This window comes from Oxalobacteraceae bacterium OTU3CINTB1, from assembly GCA_024123955.1.
GTDB lineage: Bacteria > Pseudomonadota > Gammaproteobacteria > Burkholderiales > Burkholderiaceae_D > Rugamonas.
The window spans coordinates 1,896,426-1,918,224 of sequence record CP099652.1 but is presented as its reverse complement, the minus strand read 5'-3'; the positions used below and the strand labels follow the sequence as shown (position 1 = coordinate 1,918,224).

Sequence of the window (21,799 nt, the reverse complement as noted above, 5' to 3'; positions counted from 1 at the left end):
CCAGCCCGGCCGTCGCCGGGCTTTTTTTTCATCTAAATCCGGGTGAAAAATAATTATTTTGGCCCTAAAGATTCCCGTTTCGCGGTCGTTTAAGCGGGCACACCGGACGAACTTGAGGGGGTGGCGTGAACATTTCATGCTGTTTCCCACCCTAAAGCTTCCCATAGGGCAACCGTTAATCATTACAACAGCGGTTTGATTGTCTCGGAACAGGGAGACAGACCAAAGTGAAATGAGCATCGAGCCCAAATCGAAGTATTCTGGAGAAACATCATGGCACAAGTCATCAATAGCAACATCGCATCGCTGAACTCGCAACGTAACCTGAGCACCTCGCAAGCTTCCCTGTCGACCTCGTTGCAACGTCTGTCCTCCGGCCTGCGCATCAACAGCGCCAAGGACGATGCCGCCGGTCTGGCCATTTCCGAGCGCTTCACGTCGCAGATTCGCGGTAACCAAACGGCTGCGCGTAACGCCAACGACGGTATCTCGCTGGCTCAAACGGCCGAGGGTGGCTTGAGCACTGCTGGCGATCTGCTGCAACGTATCCGCGAACTGGCTGTCCAGTCCGCCAACGGCACCAACTCCGATTCGGACCGCGCATCGATTCAAAACGAGGTCTCGTCGCTGTCGCAAGAACTGGACCGCGTCGCCAACACCACCCAGTTCAACGGCCAAAACGTGCTGGACGGCTCGCTGACCTCGGCCCAGTTCCAGGTCGGCGCCAACTCCGGCCAGACCATCAACGTCGGCGTGCAGTCGGCCAAAGCGACGGACCTCGGCAATAACTCGCTGAAATCGGCGACCGGCGCAGGCAGCGCCACTGCGTTGTCCCAAGTCAAAATCGGTGCTGTCGGCGACAAAGCCAACAACATCGCTGCCGATGAAACGCTGACCATTAAATCGGGCTCTGGCGTCAGCACCAGCGTGCTGATCAAAGGTCCTGACGCGGCAGTGGCCGGTTCCACCGGTGCGAGCGCGGCGAAAATCGCCGCCAACGTCAACGCGCTGAGCGGCACGACCGGCGTCACCGCCCAAGCGTCGACCACCGCAACGTTGACCAAGATCGGCGACGGCTCGGTGCAATTCGACCTGCGCGGCGCTAACTCGACCGCCAACGACGCGACCTCGAAAGCTGTCACGATCTCGGCCAAAGTCGTCGGTGGCGATCTGTCGGCCCTGGCACAGGCGATCAACGCCCAGAGTGGCACCACCGCCATCACCGCCTCGATCAAGAAAGACGGCGCGACCGGCGCATCCTCGCTCGTGCTGAACAACAAGAACGGCGACGACATCAACATCAGCGACTCGCTGGGCACGGCCACCACCAATGCCTTGGCCGCCGCCGAAGTGGCTGGTGCCGATACCCCGGCCGTAGGAACGACCGCAGCCTCGCCGGCCGGCGCGCTGGCCTTGGCCGGCACCTCGGCAACCGTGGGTGGCACCTTGGCTTTCTCGTCGGACTCGGGTTTCTCGATCAGCTCGACCGGCACCGCGATTTTGGGCGGTACGGCGGCCGACTCGTTCGGTTCGGATCTGCAATCGGTTGCCAAGCTGGACGTCAGCACCGTCGCCGGCTCGAACGCGGCACTGAAAACCATCGACTCGGCGTTGAACCAGATCAACAGCAACCGCGCTGCGCTCGGTGCGATCCAGAACCGTTTCGCTTCGACCATCGCCAACCTGAACACGACGACGGAAAACTTGTCCGCTTCGCGTAGCCGGATTCAAGATACCGACTTCGCTGCGGAAACGGCAACCCTGACCCGCGGCCAGATTCTGCAACAGGCTGGCACCGCGATGCTGGCCCAGGCCAACTCGCTGCCGAACGGCGTGCTGTCGCTGCTGCGTGGTTAAGATCCGGGGATGAGCCGGCGCACCTGAGCGCCGCACTCTGACTAGGTTCCCCGGCTGATTTTCGTCAGCCGGGGATTTTTCGTAAAGGAAAAGCATCATGACTATCGATACCATAGGCTCCGCCACCCCGGCCCGCCAAGCCGATCGCGCCGCCGTCGGCAGCGATGCGGCAACGTCGCTGGGCGCCCCGCGCGCGCCGGCCACCGCGGTCGAAACGGCGGCCGCCGTCAAGGGCCCGGCCAGCGTGCCGACCTCCGAGCAGCTCAAGGAGGCCGTCTCGCAGCTCAACAAGGCGTCGCAGGACAAGTCGCAAGGCTTGGAGTTTTCCATCGACAATGACAGCAAGCGCACCGTCGTCAAGGTGATCGACCAGACCACCAAGGAAGTGCTGCGCCAGATTCCGACCCCGGAAGCGCTGGAAATTGCCAAAGCGCTGGAGTCGAAATCCAGCACCGCCGGTTTGCTGATCCAGCAAACCGCATGAAGCGGCCGCGCCGAGCGCGCGCCGCTTTTTCTTCTTTTCAGGCATGCTTCTTAGAGGCAATGCCCAGCTTTTCCCCTCGCGCCAACGTGGTTGGCGCCCGCCGACGCGGCGCTGCCGCCTGTTTTTTCCGCTTTGCCCGAACAGGCCGGTAATCTCCCCTCTCAAGTCCGGTTTGATTCTGCCGATATTGTCTTATATTATTGCTTTACTTAGGAGCGCATTGTGGCCATCTCATCACCAGGCATCGGCTCGAACCTTCCGGTCAACGAGATCATCAGCAAGCTGATGGTGGCGGAATCGGCGCCGCTGGCGCAGTTCGACAAGAAGTCGGCCAGCTATCTGGCGCAGGTGTCGGCGTTCGGCAACCTGTCGAGCGCGCTCGGCGCGTTCCAGTCGTCGCTGTCGAGCCTGACATCGCTGAGCGGCTTCCAGACCATGTCGACGACGCCGGGCGACGCTTCCATTTTCACCGCCACCGCCACCAGCAGCGCCAAACCGGGCAGCTACCGCGTCAACGTCACGCAGATCGCCCAAGCCCAGGTGCTGGCCTCGAACGGCTACAAATCGACCACGGCCGCCATCGGCCTGGGCGCCAAGACCACCATCAATTTCTCGCTCGGCGCCGTCAGCGGCGGCACCTTCGGCATCACCGGCACCGCGCTCGGCGCCAGCCTGAACACCGGCGGCCTCACGCCCGGCGCGCTGAGCATCAACGGCACGGCCATCGCCACCGACGGCACCACGCGCAGCGCGCGCCTGCTGGCCGACGCCATCAACGCCAAGAGCACCACCACCGGGGTGTCGGCCAAGGCGGCTGCCACCGTCACCAGCGCCACCCTGTTCGGCGCCGGCGGCGCGTCGAGCTTCGGCCAGGTCGACACCAGCGGCGGCGGCACCTATTCGCTGTCGGTCGGCGGCGTGGAAATCGCCGTCCAGGCCGACGGCGTGGCAGGCGGGGCCGGCGTGACGGCGGCCTCGATCGACGCCGCCCTGACCGGCAACACGGCCACCGCGCGCGCGCTGGCCGACGCCAACATCACCTACACCGGCAGCGCCGCCGACGGCACATTGAAATTCACCAACGCCGACGGCAGCAACATCGCCGTCGCCGAAGCGGTCTCCGGCACAGTGACCGGCGGCATCGGCAACAGCGGCACGGCCAACATCGGTTCGAGCACCACGGCGGTCGCGTCGATTTCACTGGTGTCGGCCGACGGCAGCCCGATCAAGATCGGCGGCACCAACCCGGAAGGCGCCGGCCTGACCGCCGGCACCGGCGGCGCCTACCTGGGCGCCGACTTCGCGGCCGACGCCGACCGGACCAGCGGCAACATCGTCATCGACAGCTCGAACAACACGCTGGAGGGCATCCGGGACGCCATCAACAAAGGCAATTTCGGCGTCACCGCCTCCATCGTCAAGGACGGCTCGACGGGTCCAAACGCCACCCCGAACCGCCTGATCCTGACGTCCACCAACAGCGGCCAGAGCTCGACGATGAAAATCACGCTGGCCGGCACCGGCGGCGACCCGGCCGATCCGGCGCTGGAGAGCCTGCTGGCCTACGATCCCAAGGGCGTGCAGAACCTGAGCCAGAAAGCGGCCGCCTCGGACACCAAGGCCACCGTCAACGGCATCGATGTCACCAGCTCCAGCCTCGGCATCTCGGGCGCGATCGAGGGCGTAACCATCAGCACGCTCAAAGTGGGCGCGTCGACCTTGACGGTGTCCAAAGACACCGGGGCGTTGACCAATTCCGTCAACGGTTTCGTCAAGGCGTACAACGAACTCAACACGCAGATGACCGCGCTGGGCGGCTACAACGCCGACACGAAAACCGGCGGCCCGCTGCTTGGGGACACCACCTTGCGCACGCTGCAAGCGTCGATCCGCGCCCAGATGTCCAGCCCCATCACGGGCTTGCAAGGGACTAGCCTGACGAACCTGTCGCAGCTCGGTATCGCGTTCCAAAAGGACGGCACGCTGACCCTGGACAGTTCCAAGCTGCAAAAGGCCATCGACAACAACTATAACGATATCGCCGGTTTGTTTGCGGCGGTCGGGCGCAGCACCGATCCGGAGGTGAAATTCGTCAGCTCCAGCGCCAAGACCAAGGCCGGCGATTACGCGGTCAATATCACGCAGCTGGCCACCAAGGGCAACTTGCAAGGCAGCGCCGCGCTGCCGGCCGAAACCACGATCGACGCCGGCACCAGCTGGACCATCACGCTCAACGACACCGTGCCGGCCAACCTGAACAACACGCAAACGGTGAGCATCCCGGCCGGCACCTACAACCCGAGCCAATTGGCGACCATGCTGCAGTCGGCGATCAACGGTGTGAGCCAGTTCTCCACGGCCGGCGCGACCGTGGCGGCCACGGTAGGGGATGACGGCAAGCTCAAGCTTGAATCGACGCGCTACGGTTCCAAGTCGAACATCACCGTCTCGAGCGACAGCGGCAGCCCGGTCTCCACCGTTTTCGGTGCCGGCGCCCCGGTCAAGGGTGTCGACGTGGCCGGCACCATCGGCGGCTTCAGCGCCACCGGTGACGGTCAGACGCTCACCGGCGCCCCCGGCGCCGACGTCGATGGCCTGAAACTGACGGTGGAGGGCGACAAGATCGGCTCGCGCGGCACCTTCGGCTTCTCGCAAGGCTATGCCTATCAGCTCAACACGCTGGCGGCCGGCTATCTGGGCGCCCAAGGCGCGCTGACCAGCCGCACTTCCGGCCTGAACAAAACCGTGGCCGACATCACCAAGCAGCGCGACGCCTTCAGCGTGCGCCTGGTCGATATCGAGGCGCGCTACCGCAAGCAGTATTCGGCGCTCGACACCATGATCGCCAGCATGAACACGACAACGTCGTTCTTGACCCAACAACTGGCCGCCCTGGCGGCCAACAGGTAACACGAACCCATTCACAGGAGACGGAATATGTTCGGATCTCGACAAACTGGCGTGCATGCCTATGCCAAGGTCGGCATGGAAACAGGTGTAGTGGCCGCCAGCCCCCACAAGCTGATCGTGATGCTGTTCGACGGCGCGCTGGTCGCGCTGAGCACGGCGTTGAACGGCATGCGCAGTGGCAATATCGCCGAGAAAGGCAAGTCGATCTCCAAGGCCATCATGATCATCGACAGCGGCCTGCGCGCCGCGCTCGATAAAAAGGCCGGCGGCGAGATCGCCGAGGGGCTCGACTCCCTGTACGAATACATGAGCGGGCGCCTGGTGACGGCCAACATCACCAACGACCCGGCCATCCTGGAGGAAGTGCAGCGCCTGCTCATCGAGCTGCGCGACGCCTGGAACGCCATCGCCGACACCCCCGCCGTCACCGGCATCAAACAACCCAACCTCGCGAGCGCCTGATCCATGATGACGAGCCAAGAAATTCTATCCGTGTACGCCGCCATGGCCGCCCTGACCGAGCAGATGTTGCAGGCCGCCACCCGCAGCGACTGGGACATGCTGGCGCTGCTCGAGGAGCGCGTGGCCGCCCACGCCAAGTCGCTGCGCGAGCAGGAGCCGCCGGCGCCGATGCGCGGCGCCGAGCGCGAACGCAAGATCGAACTGATACGCCAGATGCTCAACGCCGACCGCCGGATCCGCGACCTGACGATGCCGTGGATGGAGCAATTGTCCAAACTGATCAACTCGACGGGCACGGAACGGCGCGTGGTTAACGCCTACGGCAGCGTTTAAAGCAGGCCGGCGTCATGCTGCCGCGCTTTGACGCCGCCGTCATGCCCGTCCGGCCGGCCGACGGCATCGGCGCCGGCGCGGCCGTCGGCGAGGAGCGCCAGGTCGCCTTCCAGCGCGCCATGCAGAGCATGGTCGGCCAGTCGGTGACGGCCGAGGTCATGTCCCGCTTCAAGGACGGCAGCTCGCTGGTCAAGGTGGCCGACAACGCGGTGCGGATGATGTTGCCGCCGGGCGTCAACGTCGGCGACCAGGTGCCGCTGACGGTCCTATCCGCCTCGCCCCGTCCGACCTTCCAGCTCGGCACCGGCACACCGGGCGCCTCCCCCACCGTGGTCTACAGCGAAGGCGCCGCCACCGAGGGCGGCGAGGCCTTGTATTCGCCGTCGCTGCCATCGCAGCAAGCCGCCGGCCAGCCCGCCGGCACCGGCCGGCCGCCGGCCGCCGCCGTCCCCGGCGAGCCGGGCCGGCCGGCCCAGGCTGAAGCGGGCGCCGCCGCCGACCCGGACGCCGTTCCCGGCCAGGCCCGCCCCGGTGTCGCGCCCGGTGGTCCGGCCGCCCAGCCCGCCACGCAGCCCGCCGTGGCGCGGCCGGGCACGGAGGCGGCCCAAGCGGCGGCCGCGCAGGGAAAACCCGCCGACGCCGCAGCGGCCGGGCCGGCGGGACGGGCTTTGCCCACCGCCGCCGGCCAGCCAGCCGCAGCGCAAGCAGCGCAAGCGGCCGGCACGCCGCTGCCCGCCGACGCCGTCAAGCCGCAAAGCCTGGCGGCCACCTTGCTGGGCAAGGCGCCGTTGACGCCGTCCAGCGAACTGCCGGAGCTCGACCACACCACCCCGCAATCGACCTTGAGCAACACCGCGCGCGTGCTGACCACCGTGCTGACGACGGCCCAGAGCGGCCAGGTGGCGCAACTGGCGCTGATCGGCAAGACCGCACTGCTCGGCAGCGGCCTGCCGGACACCGATGCGCTGGCGCAAAAGCTGCATGACACCATCTCCAAGAGCGGCCTGTTCTACGAGTCCCATGTCACGGAATGGGTCAAGGGCGAGCGCACCCTGCCCGAACTGATGCGCGAGCCGCAGATGCAGCGCATGGCGCAAGCCGGCGAGCAGACGGCCGCGCGCGCGGCCGCCAACGGCCCCGACCTGACGGCCGCGCAGATGATCAACCAGCAGCTCCACACCCACGAGCAGGGCCGCGTCCAGTGGCAGGGCGAGGCGTGGCCGGGCCAGCCGATGCAGTGGGACGTGCGGCGCGAACAGCGCGAAAAAGGCAAGCAGGACGGCGGCGCCGGCGACGACACGCCGGAACAGATCTGGCGCAGCGGCGTGCGCTTCCGCTTCCCGCTGCTGGGCGAGGTGTCGGCCTCGGTCACGCTGGTCGGCGACCAAGTCCACATTCAGGTGCAGACCGGTAGCGACGGCACCGCCGACACCCTGCGCACCAACGCCGGCCGGCTGGAGCAGGCGATGGAGGCGGCCGGGGCGCCGCTGTCGTCGCTGCTGATCACCCAGGATAACGGAGGCGGCGATGGCGGATGACGCCCCGCGCCGGCCGCTGCAGCAGGCGGTGGCCCTGGCCTACCAGGAGGGCGCGCCAGCACCCAAGGTCGTCGCCAAGGGGCGCGGGCTGGTGGCTGAGCAGATCATCGGCGTCGCCAAGGAGGCCGGCGTGTTTATCCACGAATCCAGGGAACTTGTTTCTCTGCTCATGGATGTGGATTTAGATCAACAAATTCCGCCCACCCTCTATAGGACGATTGCGGAACTATTGGCATGGCTATATCATATTGAATCAGCGCAAAAGTCCGGCTTGCCGCTTCCCGAAGCACCGGACACCAGCCTCCCACTCACCGAAATTTGACGCCGGCCCCAGATGTATCCACACTTTCAGGATGTCGAATTGGAAAACTGGCATGACTATGAAATCGAGTCGCGCAAGGAGATCATTTCCCTGCTGCGCGGCATCGGTGAGAAAAACCAGCTGATCCGCATGCTGATCCAGGGCGAGTCCGACGTTTGCGTCACCGCCATCCTCGACGTCGACGACCAGCTCGACACGGTCGTGCTCGACTGCTCGATCGATCCGGAGCAAAACAAGCGCATCCTGGCCTCGCAAGGCTTGTCGTTTGAAACCACGCTTGACAAGGTACGCATCCTGTTCGCCGCCGAAAAAGTCGAAGCGGCCGTTTTCGAAGGCAATCCGGTCTTCAAGATCGCCGTGCCGCCCACGCTGATCCGTCTGCAGCGGCGCGAGTATTACCGCATCGCCACGCCGGTGACCAATCCGGTGCGCGTGGTCGTCACGCTCCCGGAGGAACTGGGCGGCATCACCACCTTCCCGCTGGCCGACATCAGCTGCGGCGGCATCGCTATCCTGGACAACAAGATGATCCTGGGCGACGCCATCGGCAAGGAATATCCGAACTGCCGCATCGACCTGCCGGAGATTGGGCAAGTCACCACCGCGCTCCAGGTGCGCAACTCGCTCGACCTGACCCTGCTCAACAACAAGACCAACCGCCGCCTCGGCTGCGAGTTCGTCAACATCCAGCGCAGCACGCTGGCCTATGTGCAGCGCTACATCACCAAGCTCGAACGCGAACGTAACGCCCGCATCGCCGGCATGATGTAGTCAGGGTTAGCGGCGATACGTCCCACGGTAGGCCGACGGCGAGGTCTGCAACACCGCGCGGAAATGCTGCCGCAACGACAACGCCGAGCCGAATCCCGCCTCCTGCGCCACCACCTCGATCGAGGCGTCGCCGCTTTCGAGCATCCATTGGGCGTGCGCCAGCCGCTGGCCCAGCAACCACTGCTTGAACGAGGTGCCGGTCGCCTGGCGGAAATGACGGGTGAAGTTGCGCCGGCTCATGGCCGCCCGTTCCGCCAGCGCGTCGATGCTGTGGGGTTGCCCGAGGCGCTGCGTGACCCATTCCAGCACGTCGGCAAAGCGGCCATCGCTGCTGGACACGGGCAATGGCCGCTCGATGAACTGCGCCTGGCCGCCCTGCCGGTGCGGCGCGATCACCAGCTGGCGGGCCACCCGGTTGGCCGCATCGGCGCCGCTTAGCTGGCGCAGCAGATGCAAACAGCAATCGAGGCCGGCGGCGACACCCGCCGACGTCAACACCTGCCCGGCATCGACATATAGCACGTCGGGATCGACCGCGATTCCAGGATGGCGCGCGGCCAGCGCGGCGGCGAATTGCCAGTGGGTGGTCGCGGTTTTGCCGTCCAGCAGGCCGGCCTCGGCCAGCGGAAACGCTCCCAGGCACAGCCCCACCACGCGGGCGCCACGGGCATGGGCGGCGCGCAGGGCCGCCAGCAGCACGGGCGGCGCCGCCCGGCAATCGTTGTGCCACGACGGCATGATGACGATGTCGGCATCGTCGAGCGCGCCCAGGTCGTAGTCGGTGGCGATGGCGAAGCCGGCGGAGGTGCGCAGCGGCGTGCCATCGGCCGCGCAGACGCGCACGTCGAAGCCCGCCTGCCCCGCTTCCTGGCCCGCTTCGAACACCAGGCACGGCACGGACAGATGGAAAGGCGTGATGCCGTCGAAGGCGATCACGGCGACGCTGATGGGACGGTCTGAAGTGGTCATGGCCCGATTATATCGCAACAGTGCCTTCGGGCCACTGGCCGCGCGCGCGGCATGGGCCGACAATGGACCTATCATCCACCATCCAAGGAAGCCACCATGTCCACCTCCCCTCGCCGCGCCCTGCTCGTCATCGACGTGCAAAACGAATACTTCAGCGGCCAGTTGCCGATCGAGTTCCCGCCCGTATCGACTTCGCTGCCCAACATTACGCTGGCGATGGACAGCGCCACGGCGGCGGGCATCCCGGTAATCACGGTCCAGCATGACGCGCCCGCCGAGTCGCCGGTGTTCGCGGTCGGCTCGCCGGCATGGCAATTGCACCCGGATGTGGCAGGCCGCCGCGCCGACCATCACATCCACAAGCAAGCCTCGAGCGTGTTCGCCGGCACTGATCTGGCGCAATGGCTCAAAGACAAGCAAATCGACACCCTGACCATCGCCGGCTACATGACGCACAACTGCGACGCGGCAACGATCTACCACGCCGCGCACGACGGTCTGACGGTGGAGTTTTTGGCCGATGCGACCGGCTCGCTGCCGTACCAAAACGCGGCGGGCAGGGCCAGTGCTGAGGAGATCCACCGGGTCTACAGCACGGTGTTTCACTCGAACTTCGCGGCGGTGACCAGCACCGCCGACTGGGTAAAGGCCATGCAAGAGGGCAAAACCATCGAGCGCGACAACATCTATCTCTCCAACCAGCGCGCCCGAAACCAAGACTAACACCAGCGGGGTCAGTAACACCAGCGGGGTCAGTGCCGACATTCGGACACGGGCTGATCGGTAAAAGCTTTGTAGAGTAGAGCTCGTGTCCGAATGTCGGCACTGACCCCCGGGTTAGACTTGCATATTCATGATCTCGTGATACGACGACACCAGCTTGTTGCGCACCTGGATCGTTGCTTGGAAGTTAATGCTGGCCTTTTGCATGGCGATCATGGTGTCCGACAGGCTGACGCTGTCGTCGCCCATGGCGAAGCGCTTGCCCATGTCCGCCGCCTGCACCTGGCTGGCGTTGACCGCCGCCAGCGATTTTTCCAACGCGTCCGAGAACTGCGCCTTGGGCACGGCCGGCGCCTCGGTCTGGATCACCGGCGGCGTCAGGCTCGGGCGCGTGGCGTGCGCCTTCAACTGGGCGATCATGGCCTGGATCTGGCTGCTGTCGATGCCACCTGTTTTCATTTGATACTCCTATCTGTTGCTGTCGCGAAACAAATTCCGCGACATGGCCGAACCCGGCGTTACAATACGGAACGGCTCTATCAGTCCTGCCAGAATACCAAGCCCGGCGCAACACCACATGCACGAGCAAGACGGTAAAGGGCGCTCTATTCCAAGCATTAAATTTCCGGACGACAAGCAATAATCTGTTCTGCACTCCCCCATTTCAGACCCAGTTACCCGGAACCCAACCATCATGGCCGCAGCCGAAGCAATCGATAACGACACAGCAGCCCCGCCAGCATCCGGCGACGACGGTGCGGAACGGCTGCCCTTTATCCGGACCCCGATGGGCCGCAACTTCATGCGCGCGGCCGCCGCCGCCGCGATCGTGGCGCTGCTGATCGGCCTGTATTTGTGGAATAAACCGCCCGATTACGGCGTGCTGTTCTCCAATTTCACCGACCGCGACGGCGGCGCCATCACGGCCGAGCTGGATAAGCTGAACATCAAGCACAAGTTCTCGGACAACGGCGGCGCCATCCTGGTGCCGACCGAGCAGGTCCACGACGCCCGCCTGAAACTGGCCGCGCAAGGCTTGCCCAAGGGCGGCAACGTCGGCTTCGAGCTGATGGAAAACCAGAAACTGGGCGTGTCCCAGTTCCTTGAACAGGTTAACTACCAGCGCGCGCTCGAAGGCGAGCTGGCGCGCTCGATCCAGTCGCTGGCCGCCGTCGAGAACGCCCGCGTCCACCTGGCGCTGCCGAAGCCGTCCGTGTTCGTGCGCGACCAGCAAAAACCGACAGCGTCGGTGCTGCTGACCTTGCACCCGAACCGCATGCTCGACCCGGCCCAGACCGCCGCCATCGTCCACCTGGTCGCCTCCAGCGTGCCGGAACTGATGCCGGCCAACGTCACCGTGGTCGACCAGGCCGGCAACCTGATCTCGGACCAGAACAAGAACGGCAGCGGCGGCCTGAACGCCAAGAACATGGATGAAACCCAGCTCAAGTATGTCAAGGACATGCAGCTGCAAGTCATCAAGCAGGTCGAATCGATCATCATCCCTATCGTCGGCGAAGGCAATGTGCGCGCCGAGGCGACCGCCGACGTCGATTTTTCAAAAGTCGAGCAGGCCGCCGAAACCTACAAGCCGAACTCGCCGCCGGCGGCCTCGGCCATCCGCAGCCAGCAAAGCAGCGAAACCAGCGGCGACGCCAACGCCAATCCGGGCGGCATTCCGGGCGCGCTGTCGAACCAGCCGCCGGGCACCGCCACCGCCCCGCTCGACCAAGCCGTCGCCAACGGCCCCAACGCGCCGGCGCCGGGCACCCCGCCGGGCGGCGTTAACGCCAATGCGGCCGGTCCGAAGCACAAGGAATCGACTACCAATTATGAAGTCGACAAGACCGTGCGCTACGAGACGCGCGGCATGGGCGGCCTGCGCCGCATGACGGTCGCCGTTGTGGTCAATTACAAACGCCTGGTCGACAAGGACGGCAAAGTCACCATTAAAGCCTATACTCCAGAAGAGATGTCCAAGATCAACGATCTGGTCAAGCAGGCGATGGGCTACAACCAGGACCGGGGCGACGCCGTGAGCGTGGCCAACTCGCCGTTCGACGGCGTCGACCGTCCGTTCGAGCCGGCGCTCGACTGGTGGCGCGATCCGGCCAACCTGCCGATGGCCAAGGACCTGGCCAAGTTCCTGATCACCGCGCTGATCCTGCTGTACATCGTGCTGCGCATCGTGCGTCCGATGATGCGTCCGGTCTTCAAGAAGATCGACGAGATCAACGCGCCGGAGCCGGAACCGGAAGAGCCGGAGGAAGTCGTCGAGGAAGGCCCCGACGAGGCCCTCATCGCCGAGGAAGAACTGCGCAAGATGGAAGAGAACACCGTCAAGACTTACCGCGAAAACCTGGCGATGGCGAAAAAACTCGCCGTCGAAGACCCACGCATCGTTGCCAACGTCATCAAGGAATGGATAGGCGCAAATGACTGAGAATACCGGACTCCAAAAAGCCGCCATCCTGATGCTGGCGATGGGCGAGAGCGAAGCGGCCGAAGTGATGAAATACCTCGGCCCGCGCGAAGTGCTGAAACTCGGCGCGGCAATGGCGACCATGAAGAACGTGCCGCACGAGGAAGTGGTCGGCACCCTGGACAACTTCCGCGAGATGGTCGCGGCCGCCTCCACCGTCGGCCTCGATTCGGACGAGTACATCCGCCAGGTGCTGACCAAGGCGCTGGGCGACGACAAGGCCTCGGTGCTGCTGTCGCGCATTTTGGGCGGCAAGGACGCCTCCGGCATCGAGTCGCTCAAGTGGATGGATTCGCAATCCGTCGCCGAGCTGATCCGCAACGAGCACCCGCAGATCATCGCCACCATCCTGGTCCACCTGGAGCGCGACCAGGCCTGCGAAATCCTCAGCCACTTCACCGACCGCCTGCGCAACGACGCCGTGCTGCGCATCGCCACCCTGGACGGCGTGCAGCCGGCCGCGCTGCGCGAACTGAACGACGTGCTGACCAAGCTGTTGTCCGGTAACGAGAACATCAAGAAATCGTCGCTGGGCGGCGTGCGCACGGCCGCCGAGATCCTCAACTTCATGAGCGGCGAGCAGGAAGGTTCTGTGATGGACAACATCAAGAACTACGACAACGACATGGCGCAGAAGATCATGGACGAGATGTTCGTGTTCGACAACCTCATCGACATCGACGACCGCGGCATCCAGTTGCTGCTGCGGGAAGTGCAGTCGGAAATGCTGATCATCGCGCTCAAGGGCGCGTCGCAGGAATTGCGCGACAAGATCTTCAAGAACATGTCGGCGCGCGCCAGCGAGATGATGCGCGAAGACCTGGAATCGAAAGGCCCGGTGCGCCTGTCGGAAGTCGAAACGCAACAGAAGCAGATCCTGCAAATCGTCCGCCGCCTGGCCGACGAAGGCCAGATCGTGTTAGGCGGCAAAGGCGAGGATTCGTTTGTCTAATTTGCCCAAAGAGCAGCAAACCGCATTCCAGCGCTGGGAAATGCGCTCGTTCGGCGACGAGCGCCCCAGCGTGGTAGCGCTGCGCGACGCCGAGCAACGCGAACGCGACGCCGAGAACGCGCGCATCGAAGCCGAGCAGCGCGTGCACGAGGCGCTGCTGGAGCAGCAGGAACTGGTCGAAATCGGCCCGCCGCTGCCGCCGCCGCTCGAGTATCCGACTGTCGAAGAACTCGAACAGATCCGCGAAGAGGCGCGCCAGTCCGGCTACGAGGAAGGCCACGCGGCCGGCCACGCCGACGCCATCGCCGCCGGCGAAATCGCCACCAGGGAAGAACTGCAACAGATGCGCGCGCTGGCCGACGGCTTCAGCGGCGCCCTGCGCGACGCCGACCAGCTGATCGCCAACGACGTGCTGGACCTGGCGCTGCAACTGGCCAAGGGCATGCTCAAAAACGCGCTGCAGGTCAAGCCGGAACTGGTGCTGCCGATCGTGCGCGACGCCATCGACTACCTGCCGGCGCTGCAACAGCCGGCGCAATTGCATTTGCATCCGGACGACGCCGCCATCGTGCGCACCGCCATCGGCGAAGAGCTCGACAAGAGCGGCTGGCGCGTGATCGAGGATGCCAACGTCGGACGCGGCGGCTGCAAGGTCGACACCGCCACCAACCAGATCGACGCCACCGCCGCCGCGCGCTGGCAACGCCTGAGCCACGCGCTGGGCAAAGAAGTGGATTGGCTGGACTGACATGAGCGCCGCCCGCGACAAAAAACCCGACGATGCAGCCGCCGCCAGCCCGCACGCCGGCCGCTGGAAATCCTACCTGGGCGACTGCGGCGCATTGGTCGGCTTCGTCGAACCGATGCAGATCTCCGGCCGCGTCACCCGCGTGGCCGGCCTGGTCATGGAGGCGGTCGGCCTGCGCCTGGCCGTCGGCGCCGCCTGCACCGTGCCGCTGCCCGGCGGCGGCAAGATCGAGGCCGAAGTCGTCGGCTTCGAAGGCGACCGCCTGTTCCTGATGCCGCAAAGCGATGTCGAAGGCGTGGTGCCGGGCACCCGCGTGTTCCCGGTCGAGCCAGCCATTCCGAAACCCGGCACCGTGGCCCATCCGCGCCGCCGCCCCAGCGACCGCGCGCGCCACCTGCCGGTCGGCCCCGAGCTGCTGGGCCGCGTGCTCGACGGCGCCGGCCGCGTGCTCGACAACCTCGGCCCGCTCAACGCTTCCGACAGCGCGCCGATCAACACCCGCCCCGCCAACCCGCTCGGCCGCGCGCCCATCGTCGACACGCTCGACGTCGGCGTGCGCTCGATCAACGCCATGCTGACGGTGGGACGCGGCCAGCGCATGGGCCTGTTCGCCGGCTCCGGCGTCGGTAAATCCGTCCTGCTGGGCATGATGGCGCGCTACACCGAGGCCGACGTCATCGTCGTCGGCCTGATCGGCGAACGCGGCCGGGAAGTGAAAGAATTCATCGAGCAGATCCTCGGGCCCGAAGGCTTGGCGCGCTCGGTGGTCGTGGCCGCGCCGGCCGACACGCCGCCGCTGATGCGCCTGCAAGGCGCGGCCTACGCCACGGCCATCGCCGAGCACTTCCGCGACAAGGGCCAGAACGTGCTCCTGATCATGGACTCGCTGACCCGCTACGCCATGGCGCAACGCGAGATCGCGCTGGCCATCGGCGAGCCGCCGGCCACCAAGGGCTATCCGCCGTCGGTGTTCGCCAAGCTGCCGGTGCTGGTCGAACGGGCCGGCAACGGCGAGGTCGGCGGCGGCTCGATCACCGCCTTCTACACCGTGCTGACCGAGGGCGACGATCAACAGGACCCGATCGCCGACTCGGCGCGGGCGATCCTGGACGGCCACATCGTGCTCAACCGCCGACTGGCCGAGTCGGGCCACTACCCGGCCATCGACATCGAACAATCGATCAGCCGCGCCATGCACTCGATCACCACGCACGAGCACCAGCAACGCGCGCGCCACCTGAAACAGTTGTTTTCGCGTTACGAGCGCAGCCGCGACCTGATCAGCGTCGGCGCCTACGCCCCCGGCACCGACCCGGTATTGGACCAGGCTATCGTGCTGCACGATCGGATAGAAAACTTCCTGCAACAACAGATCACCGAACGGGTCACCATGGATGAGAGTTTGGGCCAACTTACCTCTCTGTTCGACTGATGGACGCGGTCCGCCGCCACCTATAATTGATTCACTATGGCATCCAAAGCGCAACTTGAAACATTGATCGACCTGGCCCGCCGGGAAACCGACGATGCGGCCAAGCGGCTCGGCGCGTCCCTGAAAGCGGTCGACGAGGCCACGCAAAAGCACCAGATGCTGGTCGGCTACCGCGACGAATACGTCAAACGCTTCGAGGAGGCGCAGGCGGCCGGGATCACGCCCATGGCGTACCGCAATTTCCAGGCGTTCATGGAAAAGCTGGACGTGGCCGTCAAGGGCCAGCTGGAAATGATACGGCATGCCGAATATCGCGCCGACCAGGAAAAAGCCGCTTGGCAGACCGCCGAGCGCAAGCGCATGTCCTACTCGACCCTGAACGAGCGGGCGGACGCCGAGGCGCTCAAGCTGGAAAACAAGCGCGACCAGAAGCAGATGGACGAACACGCGGCGCGACAGGCTTATTACAAGCGCTAACACACAGTTACCAACCTAGTTGAACCCTACCGACACGGCGCGATCATGCAAACCTCCAATCTCCAACTTCCGACGCTGAACGCCAATGCGGTCTCGGCACCGAAGGCCAATCTGAACCTGGGCGCGGGTGGCGACAACAACGCCTTCAAGCAGGCGCTGTCGCGCGAGATGGATCAACGCCAGGCCAACAATGGCAACATGATCGCCAAGACGCCGGACCGCCCGGCGCCGGCGTCGCGCCCATCGGCGCCGAAACAAACCGCGCCGGCCAAACCGGCGCAACCACAAAACCAGCAAGCCGACGCGGCGGACAAGGCCGCGCAGCCGGCATCGCGCGCCGACGCCGCAACGGCAGCCGCAACGACCGCTTCAACCAAGACCAGCGCCGGCGACAGCGGCACCGATGGCGCCAGCGACAGCGCGACCAGCGACGCCCAGGCCGCCAAATCGGCCGATCCGGTGGCCGATATGCTGGCCCTGGTGGCGGCGTTCAATCAACCGCCCGCCCCGGCCGCCAGCACCGCCACCGATGCCTCGGCCGCGATCGGCGGCAACACCGCCGCCAGCACTGCCGCGCTCGCCGCCGAAGCGGCCGCGCTGGCTGCCGAACTGGCCGCCGCCAAAGCCGGCGATGCCGCCATCGGCGCCGACGCCGACGCGTTGGCGGGCGCCGCCGACCCGACCAAAGCCGCCGACGCCGCCGCGCTCGACGACCCCGCGCTGCTGGCCGCCAAGGCCGGCGCCGGCGCCGATGCCGCCGCCGACTTCAAGGCCGCGTTGACCAACGCGGGCGCCACGGCGCAGGCCGTGGCCGATGCCGCCGCAGCCGCAGCGGGGGCCAAGACCGCCGCCGATGCCGCCAACGCCGCCGGCAAACTGACCCCGGTACCGTCCAGCGCCTTGTCCAAAATGACCGCCACCACCAACGCACCGGGTGCGGCCAGCCTGGACGACAAGGCAGGCGCTAACGGCGTGTTGAAAGACACGACCGCGATCACCGCCGACACCGACGCAGCCACCAGCGGCAAGGCTGCGCCGACCGCAGACTTCCAGCAACAACTGACCCGGTCACAGCAGGCCCAGCAGCATCAGTCCGATGCCGCCCTGGCCGCCGCCGCGCCGCGCGCCGGCGCCAATGCCGCCGCTGCCGCCGGTACCGAAACTCTGCCGGCGCTCAAGGACAGCGCCGCCGCCGTCGCGCCGACCGCGCAAGCCGCGCTGGAAACCGCCAAGGCGGCCGTGGCCGCACCGACGGACAAGCTCACCAGCCGCGTCGGCACCCAGGCGTGGGACCAGCAACTGGGCCAGAAAGTGATCTTCATGGCCGCCGGTGGCGAACAAAGCGCCACCATGGAATTGAATCCGCCGGACCTCGGCCCGCTGCAAGTCGTACTGAGCGTGAACAAGGACCAGGCCACCGCCGCCTTCAGCTCGGCCCAGCCGGAGGTGCGCCAGGCGCTCGAACAGGCGCTGCCGAAGCTGCGCGAAATGATGAGCGAGGCCGGCATCCAGCTCGGCAGCGCGACGGTATCGGCAGGAATGTCGGACCAGAACAACGGTTTCAACCAGCAAGCCGCTTCTATGCAGAACGATAACGGCAGCCAGCGCGGCGCACGCGCCGGCGGCAGCGGCCGGGCCGGTCGCGGCGACGTCGACGATGGCGGCAATGCCGGCCGCGCAAGCGCTCCGGCGCGTCGCGTGCCGGCAGGCGCTGTCGACACCTTCGCGTAAGCGGCGGCGGGCGGCGGCGCGGCCCTCCCGGTTTTGTTGTCGGTTCAACTATGGAAGCGTCAAGCAGCCACTGGATCATGGTTCTTTTCGGCATTTCCAACCGCGCAGTCACAACCGATAATGACATAATGGCGAAGTGATCCACTCGCACAATACAGTGCACCATCCGGGCAAGGGCAGGAATTTTGAAAGCGAATCCAAAAGTGAAAGCCGATCAGAAAGTCGAAGCGCCCGCGGGCGGCGGCAGCAAAAAACTGATCATCATCATCGTCGCGGTGGTGCTGTTGCTGGCCGCCGCCGGCGGTGGCGCGGCCTGGTTCTTCATGCACGGCAAGGAAGACGCGCACGAGGAAGAAGACAAGCCGGTCAAGAAAAAATCGGCCAAGAAGGCCGGGCCGTCCGAGTACATTCCGGTCGAGCCATTTACCGTCAACCTGCAACCGGGCGAATCGGGCGTCAGCGACCAGTACCTGCAGCTGGCGTTCACGTTGGAAGTATCGAGCCTGGAAGAGGCGGACAACGTCAAAAAGAATATGGCCAAGGTGCGCAACCGCGTGCTGCTGCTGTTGTCGAGCAAAAAAGCCGCCGACATCAACACGCCCGAGGGCAAGGTCCAGCTGTCGAAGGAAATCACCGAGCAGTTGTCGGAACCGTTCGAACACCGCGGCGACAAGCAGGACATCATCGATGTGCTGTTCACGTCGTTTATCATCCAGTAAGCAGCAGTTGACAGGTAAGTAATCCACCATGGCCGATAATTTTCTCTCCCAGGAAGAAGTCGATGCCCTTCTGAAGGGCGTCAACGGCGACCAGGACGACGCCCAGCAGCAAGAGGACGTCGCCGGCGTACGGACCTACAACCTGGCTACGCAGGAACGCATCGTCCGTGGCCGGATGCCGACCCTGGAGATTATCAACGAGCGTTTCGCGCGCCTGCTGCGCGTGGGCCTGTTCAACTTCCTGCGCCGCAGCGCCGAGGTCTCGGTCGGCTCGGTGCGGGTCTCCAAGTACAGCGAATTCATCCGCAATCTGGTGGTGCCGACCAATCTGAACCTGGTGCACATGAAGCCGCTGCGCGGCACGGCGCTGATGGTGTTCGATCCGGGCCTGGTGTTCCTGCTGGTGGACAACCTGTTCGGCGGCGACGGCCGCTTCCACACCCGCGTCGAGGGCCGCGACTTCACGCAGACCGAGCAGCGCATCATCCTGCGCATCCTCGATATCGTGTTCGAGGCGTATACCAAATCTTGGGAGCCGGTTTATCCGGTCGAGTTCGAGTACATCCGCTCGGAGATGAACACCCAGTTCGCCAACATCGCGACCCCGAACGAGGTGGTGGTGGCGTCGACCTTCACGGTGGAGCTGGGATCGGTTTCCGGCCAGATCCACTTCTGCATGCCGTATTCGATGATCGAGCCGATCCGCGATTCGCTCACCTCCAGCCTGCAGGGCGAGGCGCTGGAAGTCGACAAGCGCTGGATCCGCCTGATGACGCAGCAAATCCAGATCGCCGAGGTCGAGGTGGTCGCCTCGCTGGGCACGGCCAAGGTCAATTTCGACGAGATCCTCAACATGCGGGTGGGCGACATCATTCCGCTGACGATCCCGGAAATGATCTCGGCCACCGTCGACGGCGTGCCGGTGATGGACTGCAGCTACGGCGTGATGAACGGACAATACGCGTTGAAGGTCGAGAAATTGCTCTCCAACGCAGAAAACCTTAAATAAGACCGCGGCGTTGGCCGCCGGTAACCGCAACACAGGAGAGAAACATGTCGGATAATCAAGACGACGATCAAAGCATGGACGACCCTTGGGGCGCCGCGATCGCCGAGCAAGCCCAGGCGGAGGCGGAAGCGCTGCAGGCGCAGCAAGCGCAGCAGGCCGCCAGCGCGGCCGTCTTCAAGGACTTCTCCGGCACGCCGAGCAAGACCGAGACCCACAACGACATCGATTTCATCCTCGACATCCCGGTCCAGCTGACGGTCGAACTGGGCCGCACCAAGATCGCCATCAAGAACCTGCTGCAACTGGCGCAGGGCTCGGTGGTCGAGCTCGACGGCATGGCCGGCGAGCCGATGGACGTGCTGGTCAACGGCTGCCTGATCGCCCAGGGCGAGGTGGTGGTGGTCAACGACAAGTTCGGTATCCGCCTGACCGACATCATCACGCCATCCGAACGCATCCGAAAACTGAATAAATGAAGCACGGACCGATCCTCTCCCTGATCCTCGCGGCGGCCCTGGCCGCCGCGCCCGCGATGGCGCAGACCGCCGCCGCGCCCGCCGCCGACAAGGCGGCGACGACTTCCGCGCCGGCCACAGTCCCGGCAACCCCGGCGGCCACGGTGACGCCGGCCGTCCCGGCCGCCGCCGAAGCCGCCCCTGGCGCCACCGACACCACCACCACCGCCCCGGCCGCGACGGCGCCATCGGCCACTCCGCCGGCCGCCCGCCCCGGCCCGCTGGCGATGACGATCCCGACGCCGCCACCGGCGGCCCCGGGCGCCGGCAGCCTGATGCAAACCACCTTCGCGCTGCTGTTCGTGCTGGCGTTGCTGGTGGGCGGCGCCTGGTTCCTCAAGCGCTTCGGCCCCAGGAACCTGGGCGGCGCCGGCGGCACAGTCAAGCTGGTCGGCTCGCTAAGCCTGGGCACGCGCGAGCGCATCCTGGTGGTCGAGGTGGGCGATCAATGGATCGTCGTCGGCGCCTCGCCGGGCCGCATGAACGCGCTGGCGACCATGCCGCGCCAGGAAAACAGCGAAGCGGCGGTGCCGGCCACCCTGCAGACGGCCAACTTCGCCGAATGGTTCAAACAAACGATCGACAAGCGCAATGCGAAATAAATTGCAGGGTAACAAGGCCGCCGCGCTCAAATCGCTGCTGCTGGTGGGCGCGCTGGCGCTGCCGCTGCTGGCGGCGGCCCAATCGAACATCGGCATCCCGGCGCTGAACGCGACGCCGGCCCCAGGCGGCGGCACCAACTACACCTTGCCGCTGCAAACCATGCTGTTGATGACGGCGCTGTCGTTCATCCCGGCGGCGTTGTTGTTGATGACTTGTTTCACCCGCATCATCATCGTGCTGTCGCTGCTGCGCCAGGCGCTGGGCACGCAGTCGGCGCCGCCGAACCAGGTGATGGTCGGCCTGGCGCTGTTCCTGACCCTGTTCGTGATGGGGCCGACCTTCGACAAGATCTACAACGAAGCCTACCTGCCGCTGCAGGAAAACAAGATCACGATGACCGACGCGATGGACAAGGGCGCCGCGCCGCTCAAGGCGTTCATGATGAAACAGACGCGCCAGGCCGATCTGGCGCTGTTCGTCAAGCTCTCGCGCAGTCCGGCGCTGCAGGGGCCGGAGGACGTGCCGCTGCGCATCCTGGTGCCGGCGTTCGTCACCAGCGAACTGAAGACCGCGTTCCAGATCGGCTTCGCCATCTTCATCCCCTTCCTGATCATCGACATGGTGGTGGCGTCGGTGCTGATGTCGATGGGGATGATGATGATGTCGCCGGCGGTCATCTCGCTGCCGTTCAAGCTGATGCTGTTCGTGCTGGTCGACGGCTGGCAGTTGCTGCTCGGCTCGCTGGCGCAAAGTTTCTACTAG

The 21,799-nt window shown here is 65.4% G+C and carries 22 protein-coding genes; 20 read left to right on the top strand and 2 right to left on the bottom strand.

Going from position 1 to position 21,799, the window contains the following annotated elements:
- Positions 1 to 273: 273 nt before the first annotated feature.
- The 8 genes from NHH73_08295 (at position 274) to NHH73_08260 (ending at position 8,677) form a co-directional block, all read left to right on the top strand.
- The gene (locus NHH73_08295) at positions 274 to 1,857 is read left to right on the top strand and encodes a flagellin (GenBank protein ID USX28268.1); all 1,584 of its coding nucleotides are present in this window, start codon (positions 274 to 276) and stop codon (positions 1,855 to 1,857) included.
- Between the two features lie 97 nt (positions 1,858 to 1,954).
- Positions 1,955 to 2,341 (top strand): flagellar protein FlaG, encoded by a 387-nt coding sequence (locus NHH73_08290; GenBank protein USX28267.1) that lies wholly within the window; start codon positions 1,955 to 1,957, stop codon positions 2,339 to 2,341.
- A gap of 222 nt (positions 2,342 to 2,563) precedes the next feature.
- A complete protein-coding gene (gene fliD, locus NHH73_08285; protein ID USX28266.1) occupies positions 2,564 to 5,251 on the top strand; it encodes a flagellar filament capping protein FliD in 2,688 nt (895 codons plus the stop codon).
- A gap of 27 nt (positions 5,252 to 5,278) precedes the next feature.
- Positions 5,279 to 5,713 (top strand): flagellar export chaperone FliS, encoded by a 435-nt coding sequence (fliS, locus tag NHH73_08280; protein USX28265.1) that lies wholly within the window; start codon positions 5,279 to 5,281, stop codon positions 5,711 to 5,713.
- 3 nt (positions 5,714 to 5,716) lie between these two features.
- Positions 5,717 to 6,046 (top strand): flagellar protein FliT, encoded by a 330-nt coding sequence (locus NHH73_08275; protein USX28264.1) that lies wholly within the window; start codon positions 5,717 to 5,719, stop codon positions 6,044 to 6,046.
- A 1,232-nt stretch (positions 6,047 to 7,278) separates the two neighbouring features.
- The gene (locus tag NHH73_08270; protein USX29585.1) at positions 7,279 to 7,584 is read left to right on the top strand and encodes a flagellar hook-length control protein FliK; all 306 of its coding nucleotides are present in this window, start codon (positions 7,279 to 7,281) and stop codon (positions 7,582 to 7,584) included.
- Entirely contained in the window at positions 7,574 to 7,906 is a 333-nt protein-coding gene (locus NHH73_08265; protein USX28263.1) for an EscU/YscU/HrcU family type III secretion system export apparatus switch protein, read from the top strand. The genes NHH73_08270 and NHH73_08265 overlap by 11 nt, the downstream gene beginning before the upstream one ends.
- 12 nt (positions 7,907 to 7,918) lie before the next feature.
- Entirely contained in the window at positions 7,919 to 8,677 is a 759-nt protein-coding gene (locus tag NHH73_08260; GenBank protein USX28262.1) for a flagellar brake protein, read from the top strand.
- A 6-nt stretch (positions 8,678 to 8,683) separates the two neighbouring features.
- Here NHH73_08260 and NHH73_08255 read toward each other — a convergent pair whose 3' ends face one another.
- Positions 8,684 to 9,646, bottom strand: coding sequence for a helix-turn-helix domain-containing protein (locus NHH73_08255; protein ID USX28261.1), 963 nt, complete (start codon positions 9,644 to 9,646; stop codon positions 8,684 to 8,686).
- 96 nt (positions 9,647 to 9,742) lie between these two features.
- Here NHH73_08255 and NHH73_08250 point away from each other — a divergent pair, with 96 nt between their 5' ends.
- The gene (locus tag NHH73_08250; GenBank protein ID USX28260.1) at positions 9,743 to 10,369 is read left to right on the top strand and encodes a cysteine hydrolase; all 627 of its coding nucleotides are present in this window, start codon (positions 9,743 to 9,745) and stop codon (positions 10,367 to 10,369) included.
- 114 nt (positions 10,370 to 10,483) lie between these two features.
- Here NHH73_08250 and fliE read toward each other — a convergent pair whose 3' ends face one another.
- Complete coding sequence (gene fliE, locus NHH73_08245) at positions 10,484 to 10,828, bottom strand: flagellar hook-basal body complex protein FliE (GenBank protein USX28259.1); 345 nt, start codon at positions 10,826 to 10,828, stop codon at positions 10,484 to 10,486.
- A gap of 235 nt (positions 10,829 to 11,063) precedes the next feature.
- Here fliE and fliF point away from each other — a divergent pair, with 235 nt between their 5' ends.
- From fliF to fliP, 11 genes are all read left to right on the top strand, one after another.
- Complete coding sequence (fliF, locus tag NHH73_08240) at positions 11,064 to 12,812, top strand: flagellar M-ring protein FliF (GenBank protein ID USX28258.1); 1,749 nt, start codon at positions 11,064 to 11,066, stop codon at positions 12,810 to 12,812.
- Positions 12,805 to 13,803: a flagellar motor switch protein FliG gene (fliG, locus tag NHH73_08235; protein USX28257.1), complete on the top strand. Its 999-nt coding sequence runs from the start codon at positions 12,805 to 12,807 to the stop codon at positions 13,801 to 13,803. Before fliF ends, fliG begins: the two co-directional genes overlap by 8 nt.
- A complete protein-coding gene (locus NHH73_08230; protein USX28256.1) occupies positions 13,796 to 14,551 on the top strand; it encodes a flagellar assembly protein FliH in 756 nt (251 codons plus the stop codon). Before fliG ends, NHH73_08230 begins: the two co-directional genes overlap by 8 nt.
- Before the next feature lies 1 nt (position 14,552).
- Entirely contained in the window at positions 14,553 to 15,983 is a 1,431-nt protein-coding gene (fliI, locus tag NHH73_08225) for a flagellar protein export ATPase FliI (protein ID USX28255.1), read from the top strand.
- Between the two features lie 36 nt (positions 15,984 to 16,019).
- Positions 16,020 to 16,460: a flagellar export protein FliJ gene (fliJ, locus tag NHH73_08220; protein USX28254.1), complete on the top strand. Its 441-nt coding sequence runs from the start codon at positions 16,020 to 16,022 to the stop codon at positions 16,458 to 16,460.
- A 45-nt stretch (positions 16,461 to 16,505) separates the two neighbouring features.
- Complete coding sequence (locus NHH73_08215; GenBank protein ID USX28253.1) at positions 16,506 to 18,191, top strand: flagellar hook-length control protein FliK; 1,686 nt, start codon at positions 16,506 to 16,508, stop codon at positions 18,189 to 18,191.
- A 203-nt stretch (positions 18,192 to 18,394) separates the two neighbouring features.
- Positions 18,395 to 18,910: a flagellar basal body-associated protein FliL gene (fliL, locus tag NHH73_08210; protein USX28252.1), complete on the top strand. Its 516-nt coding sequence runs from the start codon at positions 18,395 to 18,397 to the stop codon at positions 18,908 to 18,910.
- A 28-nt stretch (positions 18,911 to 18,938) separates the two neighbouring features.
- Positions 18,939 to 19,919, top strand: a complete 981-nt coding sequence (gene fliM, locus NHH73_08205; protein USX28251.1) for a flagellar motor switch protein FliM — start codon at positions 18,939 to 18,941, stop codon at positions 19,917 to 19,919.
- Between the two features lie 44 nt (positions 19,920 to 19,963).
- Positions 19,964 to 20,395 (top strand): flagellar motor switch protein FliN, encoded by a 432-nt coding sequence (fliN, locus tag NHH73_08200; protein USX28250.1) that lies wholly within the window; start codon positions 19,964 to 19,966, stop codon positions 20,393 to 20,395.
- On the top strand, positions 20,392 to 21,036 hold the full coding sequence (gene fliO, locus NHH73_08195; protein USX28249.1) for a flagellar biosynthetic protein FliO: 645 nt from the start codon (positions 20,392 to 20,394) through the stop codon (positions 21,034 to 21,036). Before fliN ends, fliO begins: the two co-directional genes overlap by 4 nt.
- Positions 21,026 to 21,799, top strand: a complete 774-nt coding sequence (gene fliP, locus NHH73_08190; GenBank protein ID USX28248.1) for a flagellar type III secretion system pore protein FliP — start codon at positions 21,026 to 21,028, stop codon at positions 21,797 to 21,799. Before fliO ends, fliP begins: the two co-directional genes overlap by 11 nt.